We start from the raw sequence: 11,476 nt of genomic DNA, 5'->3' as shown, positions 1-11,476 counted from the left end.
CCTAGTGGGCCACCGCAGCCGCGCCGTGCTCGTCGACGAGCGCGCCGGTGGTGAAACGGTCGAGCGAGAAGGGAGCGTTGAGGGCGTGCGGGGTGTCGTTGGCGATCGTGTCGGCGTAGACCCAGCCGACGCCCGGCGTGGCCTTGAAACCGCCCGTTCCCCAGCCGCAGTTGAGGTAGAGGTTGTCCACCGGGGTGAGGCCGATGATCGGTGAGGCGTCGGGGCTGACGTCGACGATGCCGCCCCAGGTGCGCAGGACGTGGGCGCGGGCGAAGACCGGGAACAGCTCCAGGGCCGCCGACATCTGCTCCTCGATGATGTGGAAGGCGCCGCGCTGGGTGTAGGAGTTGTACGCGTCGATGCCGGCGCCCATCACCAACTCGCCCTTGTGGGCCTGGCTGACGTACACATGGACCGCGTTGGACATGACGACCGTCGGGTGGACCGGTTCCAGCAGCTCCGAGACCAGGGCCTGCAACGGGTGGCTCTGGAGGGGGAGTTCGATGCCGGCCATGGCCGCCAGGACCGAGGTGTGGCCCGCCGAGCACAGGGCCACCTTGCCCGCCGCGATCGGGCCCAGATTCGTCCGGACTCCGGTCACTCGGCCGGCGACCACGTCCAGGCCCGTGACCTCGCAGTTCTGGATGATGTCGATGCCCGCCGCGTCCGCCGAGCGGGCCAGGCCCCAGGCCACGTAGTCGTGCTTGGCGATACCGGCGCGGGGCTGGTACGTGGCGCCCAGGACCGGGTAGCGCACGTCCGGGGAGATGTTGACGATCGGGCAGACCTCGCGCACGCCCTCCGCGTCGAGCCACTCCGCGTCCACGCCGTTGAGGCGGTTCGCCTCCACTCGGCGCACACTGTCGCGGACGTCCTGGAGGCTGTGGGCGAGGTTCAGCACGCCTCGCTGGGAGAAGAGGATCGGGTAGTCCAGCTCCTCGGCCAGGCCCTCCCAGAGCTTGAGCGCGTGCTCGTAGATGCCTGCGCTCTCGTCCCACAGGTAGTTGGAGCGGATGATCGTGGTGTTGCGGGCCATGTTGCCGCCCGCGAGCCAGCCCTTCTCCAGCACCGCGACATTGGTGATGCCGTGGTTCCTGGCGAGGTAGTGCGCGGTGGCGAGGCCGTGTCCGCCGCCGCCGACGATCACCACGTCGTACGACCGCTTCGGGTCGGGGGTACGCCACAGGAAGTCGGGGTGGTCGGGGAGGTCGGCGCCGGGGGTGCGGGGGCTCATCGGGCGTCTCCGTCGTGGGGCAGGGACAGGTTCATACGGTGTTCGCGTTCCTCTCGGCGGCCTCGACGACGTTGGCCAGCAGCATCGCCCGGGTCATGGGGCCCACGCCGCCGGGCATGGGCGCGAGCCATCCGGCGACCTGAGCGGCGTCCGGGTGGACGTCGCCGACCAGGCCGTCGTCGGTGCGGGTGATGCCGACGTCCAGGACGGCCGCGCCGGGGCGGAGCATGTCCTTGGTGATCAGTCCGGGCGAGCCGGCGGCGGCCACCACGATGTCGGCCTCGCGTACATGCCAGGCCAGGCCCTTGGTGCCGGTGTGGCACAAGGTGACGGTGGAGTTCTCGGAGCGGCGGGTGAGGAGGAGGCCGAGCGGGCGGCCCACGGTGACGCCCCGGCCGATCACGCAGACGCGTGCTCCGGCGAGGGGTACGTCGTGGCGGCGGAGCAGTTCGACGATGCCGCGCGGGGTGCACGGCAGTGGAGCATCGACGCCCAGGGTGAGGCGGCCGAGGTTGACGGGGTGCAGTCCGTCGGCGTCCTTGGCCGGGTCCATGCGTTCGAGTACGGCGCCCGCGTCCAGGTGGTGCGGGAGCGGGAGTTGGACGATGTAGCCGGTGCAGTCCGGGTCGGCGTTCAGCTCGTCGATCGTGTCCTCGACCTGGCGCTGGGAGGCGTCGGCGGGCAGGTCCCGGCGGATGGAGGCGATGCCCACCTGGGCACAGTCGCGGTGCTTGCCGGCGACGTAGGCGTGGCTGCCCGGGTCGTCGCCGACCAGCACGGTGCCGAGGCCCGGTGGGCGGCCGGTGGTGGCGGTCGACTTGGCCACGCGCTCGGCGAGTTCGCGGCGTATCGCGGCGGCGGTCGCCCTGCCGTCGAGTGTCTGCGCGGTCATCGGCTTCCCCCGGTCAGCCACGGAGACGGGACATGGTGGGGTCGAACAGGGGCTCCTCGGCCACCACCGCCTCGATGCGCCGGTCGAAGTAGCCGATGTGCACGGTGGTGCCGGGGGCGGTGAGTTCCGTCGGGAGCCAGGCGTAGGCGATGCCCTTGCCGATGGTGTAGCCGTAGGCGGCGCTGGTGACGTAACCGACCGCCCGGTCGCCGTCGTAGACCGGCTCCTTGCCGAGGACGACCGAGTGCGGGTCGTCCACGGTGAGGCAGGTCAGCCTGCGCCGGACGGCGGACTTGCGGCGCTCCAGCGCCGCCTTGCCGATGAAGTCGCCCTTGTCGAGCTTGACGGCGAAGCCGACGCCCGCCTCGTAGGGGTCGTGCTCGTAGGTCATGTCGGTGCCGAAGGAGCGGTAACCCTTCTCCAGGCGGAGGCTGTTGAAGGCGCCGCGCCCGGCGACGACGCCGCCGAGCGGCCGCGCCGCCTGCCAGAGGGTGTCCCAGAGTTTCTGTCCCTGATCGGCGGTGGTGTACAGCTCCCAGCCGAGTTCACCGACGTACGACAGCCGCATCGCCGTCACCGGGACGCTGCCGACGTAGGCGCGCTTGGCGCGGAAGTACTTCAGGCCCTCGTTGGAGAAGTCCTCGTCCGTCAGGGGCTGGAGGACCTTGCGGGCCAGCGGGCCCCACAGGCCGACGCAGCAGGTGCCCGGCGTGATGTCGCGGACCTGGACGGTGCCGTCGGCGGGGAGGTGGCGGGTGAACCAGTCGAGGTCGAGGTTGCCGTTGGCGCCGACCTGGAACACATCACGCGCCAGGCGGGCCACCGTGATGTCGCTGCGGATGCCGCCGTCGTGGTCCAGCAGCAGCGTGTACGTGACCGAGCCGACGGACTTGGCGACCTTGCCGGTGCACAGGCGCTCCAGGAACTCGGCGGCTGCGGGGCCGCTGACCTCCAGGCGCTTGAGGGCGGTCATGTCGTACATCGCGACGGTCTCACGGGTGGCCTGGGCCTCCGCGCCGACGATGGGCGACCAGAACTGCGCGGCCCAGTCGTTGGGGGTGGGGATGGAACGGCCCTCGACCAGCGGCGCGTTGGCCTCGTACCAGTGCGGGCGCTCCCAGCCGTTCGCCTCCAGGAAGAAGGCGCCGTGCTCCTGCTGGCGGGCGTGGAAGGGGCTGGTGCGGATCGGGCGCGGGTCGCCGGACGGCTGGAGGGGGTGGAGGATGTCGTAGACCTCGACGAAGTTCTGGCAGTCGCGGGCCAGGACGTACTCCGGGGCCAGCTGGTGCGGCTCGAAGCGGTTGACGTCGCACTCGTGCAGGTCGAAGGACGAGCAGTGGCCGTCGACCAGCCATTCGGCCATGGCCCGGCCGACGCCCGCGGAGTGGGTGACCCAGACGGCCTCGGCGACCCAGAAGCCCTTGACGTCCGGGGACTCACCGAGGAGCGGGAAGTTGTCGGTGGTGAAGGAGAACAGGCCGTTGATGCCCTCCTCGACCTTCGCCTCCTGCGTAGCGGGGAGCAGGGACTGGGTCTCGGCCCAGGCCGGCTCGAAGTCCTCCTCGGTGAACTTCAGGACGGACGGCATCTGGGCCGCCTCGTCCACGGAGAGGATGTCGTCCGCGGAGATCGGCATCGGGCGGTGGCCGTAGTAGCCGATGCCGATGCCGTCGAAGCGGTCGCGGTAGTAGAGATCGGCGTCCTGGTGGCGCAGGATCGGGCGGACGGCCTCCTGCGTCTGGCCGGCGAGGGCCGGTACGGGGCCGGTCCAGGCGAGTTGGTGGGCGAGCGGGGTCAGCGGCAGGTTCATGCCCGCCATGCGGGCGATCCTCGGGCCCCAGATGCCGGCGCAGCACACGACGATGTCGGCGGGGAGTTCGCCCTGGTCGGTCAGGACGCCGGTCACCTCGCCGTCGGCCTTCAGGACGTCGAGGACCTCGTGGCGGGGCAGGAAGCGGACGCCGCGCCCGGTGGCCCGGCGGATCTGCGCCTCTACGGCGAGTACGGCCTTGGCGAGGCCGTCGGTCGGGACCAGGAGACCACCGAGGACCTTGTCCCGGTTCACCAGCGGGTGCTGCTCGACGCATTCGTCGGCGGTCAGGATGCAGGACTCGACGCCCCAGGCGGTGATCCAGCCGTGGCGGCGGTGCAGTTCCGCCAGGCGCTCCGGCGTGGTCGCCACTTCGAGGCCGCCGACCTGGAGGAAGCAGGGCTTGCCGTCGACGTCGAGGGAGCAGAACTTCTCGACCGTGTAGCGGGCCAACTCGGTCATGGTCTTGGAGGAGTTGGTCTGGAAGACCAGGCCCGGGGCGTGCGAGCTGGATCCTCCGGTGGCCGGGAGCGGACCCTGGTCGACCACGGTCACTTCGGTCCAGCCTCGCGCGGAGATCTCGTCCGCGAGTGCCGCGCCCACGACTCCCGCTCCGATGATGACCACTCGGGGTCCCGCCATCGCCGCACCTCCGGTCGAGTTGCTTTGTGCGCAACCTGATTCAGGTTGCGCAACTCAATGTGCCTGCCGTCCAGGTGGGTGTCAAGAGGTGCGCTGACGTCGGAGAACGGCCCGGAAAACAGGGATGCCCGGTGGGCGGTGCGTGTCCCTGCGCACCGCCCACCGGGCATCGAAGAGGGGGTTACTTGATCCAGGCCTCCACCTTGTCGCGGTTGGCCTCGACCCACTTCTCCGCCGCGGCCTCGGGCGTCATCTTGTCCACCGCGATGTACTTCGCCACGACGTTCTGGTCGTCGTTGGTCCAGGTGAAGTTCTTCACCAGGTCATAGGCCGGGCTGCCGGACTTGGCGAACTTCGCGCTGACGATCTTGTCCAGCTTGTACACCGGGTAGTCGCAGCTGATCTTCTCCGGGTCGGCGTCGCAGCCCTCCTTGTACTCGGGCAGCTTGATCTTCTCCAGCGGCACCTCGGACATGAACCACTGCGGCTCGTAGAAGTAGCCGATCACCCATTCCTTGTCCTTCTCCGCCTTGCGGAAGGCCTGGATGAGCGCGGTCTCGCTGCCCGCGTACACGACCTTGTAGTCCAGCTTCAGGTTCTTCACCAGCGACTCGTCGTTGGTGACGAACGACGGGTCGCCGTCGAGGAGTTGGCCCTTGCCTCCGGACTCGGAGGTCTTGAACTCGGCCGCGTACTTGTCGAGGTTGTTCCAGTCGAGGATGTCCGGGTGCTCCTTGGCCAGCCACGGCGGCACGTACCAGCCGATGAGGCCTTCGTTGCCGGTGGCTCCGGCGTCGACGGCGGTCTTCTGGTCGGTGATGTACTTCTTCTTCAGGTCGTCGTGGCCCCAGTTCTCCACGACGGCGTCGACCTCACCGGTGCCGAAGCCCTGCCAGGCGATCTCCTCCTTCAGGTCCTTCTTGGTGACCTTGCAGCCGAGGTCGTTCTCCGCGACGTGCGCGATGACCGCCGCGTTGGCCTCGTAGCCCACCCACGGGTTGACCGCGATGTTGAAGGTGCCGCACTTGCCGGAACTGCCGGAACCACCGGCGTCCGAGGAGCTGTCACCGACCTTCGCACCACCGCAGGCGGTGAGGGTGAGGCCGAGGACCGCTATGCCGGCCGCGCCGACTCGCCACTGTCTTGCTTGCCTTGCCATGGTCAGTCGCTCCTTACGCGCTGGTACGCCGCGCCGCTGCCTGAGTGATCCGGTCGAACATGACACCGAGAAGGACGATGGCGAGCCCCGCGGCGAGCCCCTTCCCGTACAACTGGCCCTGCGAGAAACCGGCCACGACGTCGTAGCCGAGGGCGCCGGCTCCCACCAGGCCGCCCACCACAACCATCGACAGCACATAGATCAGGCCCTGGTTGGTCGCGAGGGTCAGGGCGCTGCGTGCCATCGGCAGCTGGACCTTGGTGATGATCTGCCAGGTGTTGCACCCGGCGGAGGTGGCCGCTTCCACGGTGGTGGCGGGCACGGCCCGGATCCCGTCCGCGATGATCTTCACGGCGACGGGTGCCGCGTAGACGACGGCGGCGACGATGGCCGTGAAGCGGGTGGCGCCGAACAGTGCGAGGAAGGGCACGAGATAGACGAACGGCGGCATGACCTGGGCCGCGTCCAGGCTGGGCCGGATCAGCCGGTCCACCAGCGCGCTGCGCCCCATCCACACCCCGAAGACGAGGCCGAGCACCATCACCAGCACGGTCGCGACGAGCGTCGAGGCCAGCGTCGTCATGCCGTCCGACCACAGGCCGGTGCCGACCAGCAGGCTCACGCACACGGCCGTGGTGATGCCCGAGCGGGGGCCGCCGAGCACCACGGCCAACGCGATCAGCACCGCGCCGACGAGCCACCAGGGAGAGTCGGTGAGCAGGGTCTGGAAGGGGTTGAGCAGACCGTTGGTGATGGCGTCGCGGAAGGCGTTGGTGATCCCGGACAGGTTGTCCTGCGCCCAGGTGGTCACCGAGTCCGCCCCGTCGGCGATGGCGCTGCCGGTGCTGCCCTCGCCGGGGAACTCCGCCGCCCAGAGGTAGGTGTGCGAAAGGTAGACGAGGACGGCGGTGACCGCCGCACCCGCGCTCAGCAGGGGGCGGCGCCAGGTCCGGAAGCGGTTCTTCGAGCGCCGGGCGGCCTCCTCGCGGGCGCTCGCCGCCGTGGTGACGCGGTCCAGGACGATCGCCATGACGACGATGGCGAGGCCCGCGTTGAAGGCGGTGCCGACGTCGAGCGACTGGAGGGCCTGCACGACGGTCTTGCCGAGGCCGGGGGCGTCGATCAGGGCGGCGATGGTCACCATGGCCAGGGCGGCCATGATGGTCTGGTTGACGCCCATCACCACGGTCCGCTTGGACATCGGCAGCAGGACCTTCAGCAGGGACTGCCGTCGGGTCGCGCCCAGCGAGTCGGCCGCCTCCACGGTCGTCTTCGGCACGTTGCGGATGGCGTGCGCGGTGATGCGGATCGCGGGCGGGGCCGCGTAGATGACGGTGGCGATGGTGGCGGAGGCGCCGCCGATGAGGAAGAACAGCGTGAGCGGGGCCAGATAGACGAAGGTCGGCATCGTCTGCATGAAGTCGAGCAGAGGCGTGATGATCCGGTTGACCCGGTCGGACAGGCCCGCCCACACCCCCAGCGGGATCGCGAACAGCAGCGCCACGAAGACCGCGGAGAGGGTCAGCGCCAGGGTGTCCATGCTCTCCTGCCACAGGCCCTGGAGGCCCAGGAAGGTGAAGCCCGCCACGGCCAGCAGCGCGACACGCCAGTTGCCCACGGCCCAGGAGACATAGCCGGCGATGCCGACGACGCCGAGCCAGCCGATCTGCGGGACCGGGCGGGCATCGGTCGGCTGGGAGATCAGCTCCTGGACGAAGGTCACCAGGGTGTCGATGACGAGGCGGATCTCGTTGAAGAAGTAGAGGAAGAGCGGGTTGGAATTGCGGTTGGCGCCGATGGAGTCGTTGAGGTCGTTGATCCACCGGTGCAGATCGGTGAGGTCGGCCGCGGCAAGGGAGAGCGTCTGCTTTCCGCGCAGTACGGCGAACAGCACCAGCCAGACGACCAGGATGGCGCCGATCACCATGGAGCGGCTGATTTTGCGGATCTGTTCGGCGGGGGTCACCGGTGGTTCGGCCGGGCCCGTCTTCTGGGGTTTCTCGATGGCGACGGTCATCATGCGCCGCCTTCGCGCCCGGCGACGACGCCGAGGATCTCCTCGTCCCCGACGATGCCCAGCAGCTCGCCGTTCTCGACGACCTTGACCGGCTTGTCGGCCGAGAGGACCACCCGGGTGGCCTCCTTCACCACGACGTCCGGGCCCAGTTCGGGGCCGTCCAGCTCGTCGCCGTCCTCGGCGGGGCGCATGATCCATCGCAGGGTGAGCACGTCGCCGCGCGGCACGTCCTTGACGAACTCGCGGACGTAGTCATCGGCCGGGGCTCCTACGAGTTCGTCGCCGGTGCCGCACTGGACCATCTTGCCGTCGCGCATGATGAGGATGCGGTCGCCGAGTTTGAGGGCCTCGGAGAGGTCGTGGGTGATGAACACCATCGTCTTGCCGACCTCGTGGTGCAGCCGGATGACCTCGTTCTGCATGTCGCGGCGGATCAACGGGTCGAGCGCCGAGAACGGTTCGTCGAAGAAGAGGACATCGGGGTCACCGGCCAACGCCCGGGCAAGGCCCACGCGTTGCTGCATGCCGCCGGACAACTGGTCGGGGTAGGAGTTCTCGTAGCCCGCGAGGCCGACCAGCTCGACGACCTCCTGGGCCCGCTTGACGCGGTCGGTCCTGCCCATGCCGCGGATCTCGAGCCCGAACGCCACGTTGTCGACGACGCGTCGATGGGGCAGCAGACCGAAGTGCTGGAAGACCATGGAGAACTTGCGGCGCCGCAGCTCGCGCAGGCGCGCCGCGTCGGCCTTGCGGATGTCCTCGCCCTCGAAGACGATCTCGCCCGCGGTGGGTTCGATCAGCCGGGTGAGACAGCGCACCAGCGTGGACTTGCCGGAGCCGGACAGGCCCATGACGACGAAGACCTCGCCGGGCGAGACGTCGAAGTGGACGTCGCGCACGGCGGCGGTGCAGCCGGTACGGTCCATCAGCTCGCGGCGGGTGAGGCCGCACAGTTCCTCGGAGTCCGGCACCTGGTCGGCCTTCGGGCCGAACACCTTCCACAGCCTGCGCACGGAGATGACCGGGGTGGAGCCCGAGTCCTGGGGCGTGCCGCGCCGCTGCGGCACCTCGGTCTGTGTGGTCATGTTCGACCTTCTTTCGGCGTTCAGCCGCGGAACCAGTGCTGCGGCCGGGGACGGATGTTCTGCCAGATGTGCTTGGGCTCTCGGTACTCGTTCAGTCCGGTGGGTCCCAGCTCCCGGCCCACGCCCGAGTGCCCGAAGCCACCCCATTCCGCTTGCGGCACATAGGGGTGGTAGTCGTTGATCCACACCGTGCCGTGGCGCAGCCGCCGGGCGACCCGCTGGGCCTTGCCCGCGTCCTGCGTCCACACGGCCCCGGCGAGTCCGTACTCGGTGTCATTGGCGATGCGTACGGCGTCGTCCTCGTCGGTGAAGCGCTCCACGGTGAGCACGGGTCCGAAGGACTCCTCGTGCACCACCCGCATGTCCTGCCGGCACTCGTCGAGCACGGTGGGCAGGTAGAAGTGGCCGTCCGCGAGGGCGGGATCGCCGGGCCGGGCGCCGCCGCAGCGCAGGACGGCGCCCTCGGCGAGGCCTGCGGCGACGTATGCCTCGACCTTCTCCAGGTGCTGCGCGGAGATCAGCGCCCCGGTCTCGGCGTCGGGGTCGAAGGGGCCGCCGAGGCGGATCTGCCGGGCGCGGCGCACGAGTTCGTCGACGAAGCGGTCGTGCAGACAGTCCTCGACGATGAGCCGGGCGCCGGCCGAGCAGACCTGGCCCGAGTGCAGGAACACGGCGGTGAGGGCGAAGTCGACGGCGGTCTCGAAGTCGGCGTCGGCGAAGACGACGTTGGGGTTCTTGCCGCCGAGCTCCAGCGCGACCTTCTTCACGGTCGCGGCGGCGGTGGCCATGATCCGCTTGCCGGTCTCCAGGCCCCCGGTGAAGGAGACCATGTCCACGGCCGGGTGCTCGGAGAGCGGTGCGCCGACAGCGGGTCCGGCGCCCAGGACGAGGTTCGCGACGCCGGCCGGGAGCCCGGCCTCCTCCAGTGCCTTCATCAGCAGGATGGAGGTGGAGGGGGTCAGTTCGCTGGGCTTGAGGACGATCGTGTTGCCGGCGAGCAGCGCCGGGGCGACCTTCCAACTGGCTTGCAGCAGCGGGTAGTTCCAGGGGGTGATGAGGCCGCATACACCGACCGGCTCGTACCCGACCCGGCTCACGGCGTCGTCCCGTCCGGTGTCGATGGCCCGCCCCGCGTCGGTGCCCGCGAGGCCGCCGTAGTAGCGGAAGCAGGAGACGACGTCGGCGATGTCGTACTCGCTCTCCACCAGCCGCTTGCCGGTGTCCAGGGACTCGGCGCGGGCGAAGACCTTCGCGTCGCGCTCCATGATGTCGGCGGTGCGCAGCAGCAGCGCACCGCGCTCGCGCTCGGGGGTGTCCGGCCAGTGCCCCGTGTCGAAGGCCCGGCGGGCCGCCGCGATCGCGGCCTCGGCGTCGGGGCGGGTCCCTTCCGAGACGGTCGTCGCGAGCGTGCCGTCGGCGGGACATCGGATGTCCCGGTGCCCACCGGCCACCGGCTCCCGCCATTCGCCGTCTACATACAGGTCTGCCACGCGACGAGCCTTTCCCTGAGGATTCGTTGCGCATCGTGCACCCGATTGCTTGTGGTGGAACACAGTGTCGAATGGACAGAGCCGCGTCAAGAGGTCGGCGGATGACGATTTCGCCATGCGCCCCTTTACCCGCCCACCCTTGACCGCAAGCGGCACCGAGCCGACGATGTTGCGTATCGCTCACCATGTTGTGCAATACGCACCGACGGAGGCCGCGCATGTCCCCTCGCCCCCAACCCGGCCGTGAGTACGTCCTGACCCTCTCCTGTCCCGACAGCGCGGGACTGGTGCACGCCGTGAGCGGCTTTCTCGTCAGGAACTCCGGAAACATCCTGGAAAGCCAGCAGTTCGACGACCGACTTCAGGGCCGCTTCTTCATGCGGGTCCACTTCGACGTCTCCGATCCGGACGCCGGCCTGGAGAGTCTGCGCAGCCGCTTCGGTCCCGTCGCCCAGGCCTACGCCATCTCCTGGGCCCTGAGCGAGGCGGCCACGCCGACCCGGACGCTGATCATGGTGTCCAGGTTCGGCCACTGCCTGAACGACCTGCTGTTCCGTCGGCGCACCGGCGCCCTCAACATCGAGATCCCCGCGATCGTCTCCAATCACCGGGACTTCGAGGGGCTCGCGGAGACCTACGGCATCCCCTTCCACCACATCCCGGTGACCAAGGACACCAAGCCCGAGGCCGAGGCGCGGCTGCTGGAGCTGGTGCGTGAACTGGACGTCGACCTGGTGGTCCTGGCCCGGTACATGCAGATCCTCTCCGACGACCTGTGCAAGCAGTTGGAGGGCCGCGCCATCAACATCCACCACTCCTTCCTGCCCAGCTTCAAGGGCGCACGCCCCTACGACCAGGCCTACCAGCGCGGAGTGAAGCTCGTCGGGGCGACGGCGCACTATGTGACGCCGGACCTGGACGAGGGTCAGATCATCGAGCAGGACGTGGTCCGGGTGGATCACTCGCTGGACCCGGGAGAACTGGTCACGGTCGGGCGGGACGTGGAGGCGCAGGTGCTCGCGCACGCGGTGAAGTGGCACAGCGAGAGCCGCGTGATGGTGGACGGCAACCGCACGGTGATCTTCCGCTGAGCCACCGCACCGAGGGCGGGACCGGACTCCGGTCCCGCCCTTGTCGTATACGGCGC

General features: G+C 69.5%; 8 protein-coding genes. 1 reads left to right on the top strand and 7 read right to left on the bottom strand.

Annotation, left to right across the window (positions count from 1 at the left end; all coding sequences use genetic code 11):
* Position 1: 1 nt before the first annotated feature.
* From BN159_RS36745 to BN159_RS36715, 7 genes are all read right to left on the bottom strand, one after another.
* Positions 2-1,234, bottom strand: a complete 1,233-nt coding sequence (locus tag BN159_RS36745; RefSeq protein ID WP_015662112.1) for a sarcosine oxidase subunit beta family protein — start codon at positions 1,232-1,234, stop codon at positions 2-4.
* Positions 1,235-1,265: 31 nt separating this feature from the next.
* Positions 1,266-2,126, bottom strand: a complete 861-nt coding sequence (locus tag BN159_RS36740) for a bifunctional methylenetetrahydrofolate dehydrogenase/methenyltetrahydrofolate cyclohydrolase (protein ID WP_015662111.1) — start codon at positions 2,124-2,126, stop codon at positions 1,266-1,268.
* Between the two features lie 13 nt (positions 2,127-2,139).
* Positions 2,140-4,578, bottom strand: coding sequence for a GcvT family protein (locus BN159_RS36735; RefSeq protein ID WP_015662110.1), 2,439 nt, complete (start codon positions 4,576-4,578; stop codon positions 2,140-2,142).
* A 181-nt stretch (positions 4,579-4,759) separates the two neighbouring features.
* Positions 4,760-5,737: an ABC transporter substrate-binding protein gene (locus tag BN159_RS36730; protein WP_015662109.1), complete on the bottom strand. Its 978-nt coding sequence runs from the start codon at positions 5,735-5,737 to the stop codon at positions 4,760-4,762.
* A 13-nt stretch (positions 5,738-5,750) separates the two neighbouring features.
* Positions 5,751-7,754 carry an ABC transporter permease gene (locus BN159_RS36725; protein ID WP_015662108.1) on the bottom strand — a complete coding sequence of 668 codons (2,004 nt, stop codon included), beginning with the start codon at positions 7,752-7,754 and terminating at the stop codon, positions 5,751-5,753.
* Positions 7,754-8,839 carry a quaternary amine ABC transporter ATP-binding protein gene (locus tag BN159_RS36720; protein ID WP_015662107.1) on the bottom strand — a complete coding sequence of 362 codons (1,086 nt, stop codon included), beginning with the start codon at positions 8,837-8,839 and terminating at the stop codon, positions 7,754-7,756. Before BN159_RS36720 ends, BN159_RS36725 begins: the two co-directional genes overlap by 1 nt.
* A 20-nt stretch (positions 8,840-8,859) precedes the next feature.
* Complete coding sequence (locus tag BN159_RS36715; protein WP_015662106.1) at positions 8,860-10,329, bottom strand: aldehyde dehydrogenase family protein; 1,470 nt, start codon at positions 10,327-10,329, stop codon at positions 8,860-8,862.
* A 218-nt stretch (positions 10,330-10,547) separates the two neighbouring features.
* Here BN159_RS36715 and purU point away from each other — a divergent pair, with 218 nt between their 5' ends.
* Positions 10,548-11,420, top strand: a complete 873-nt coding sequence (gene purU, locus BN159_RS36710) for a formyltetrahydrofolate deformylase (RefSeq protein WP_015662105.1) — start codon at positions 10,548-10,550, stop codon at positions 11,418-11,420.
* Positions 11,421-11,476 lie beyond the last annotated feature (56 nt).

It is taken from the genome of Streptomyces davaonensis JCM 4913 (genome assembly GCF_000349325.1).
Classification (GTDB): Bacteria; Actinomycetota; Actinomycetes; order Streptomycetales; family Streptomycetaceae; genus Streptomyces; species Streptomyces davaonensis.
The sequence above is the reverse complement of the archived record's forward strand: the minus strand, read 5'-3'. Positions and strand labels throughout refer to the sequence as shown.

Bases quoted from the DNA above. Each gene is read 5' to 3' on its own strand.
- BN159_RS36735 (WP_015662110.1), bottom strand. From the start codon at position 4,578: ATGGCGGGACCCCGAGTGGTCATCATCGGAGCGGGAGTCGTGGGCGCG.
- BN159_RS36725 (WP_015662108.1), bottom strand. From the start codon at position 7,754: ATGACCGTCGCCATCGAGAAACCCCAGAAGACGGGCCCGGCCGAACCA.
- BN159_RS36740 (WP_015662111.1), bottom strand. From the start codon at position 2,126: ATGACCGCGCAGACACTCGACGGCAGGGCGACCGCCGCCGCGATACGC.
- BN159_RS36730 (WP_015662109.1), bottom strand. From the start codon at position 5,737: ATGGCAAGGCAAGCAAGACAGTGGCGAGTCGGCGCGGCCGGCATAGCG.
- BN159_RS36720 (WP_015662107.1), bottom strand. From the start codon at position 8,839: ATGACCACACAGACCGAGGTGCCGCAGCGGCGCGGCACGCCCCAGGAC.
- BN159_RS36745 (WP_015662112.1), bottom strand. From the start codon at position 1,234: ATGAGCCCCCGCACCCCCGGCGCCGACCTCCCCGACCACCCCGACTTC.
- purU (WP_015662105.1), top strand. From the start codon at position 10,548: ATGTCCCCTCGCCCCCAACCCGGCCGTGAGTACGTCCTGACCCTCTCC.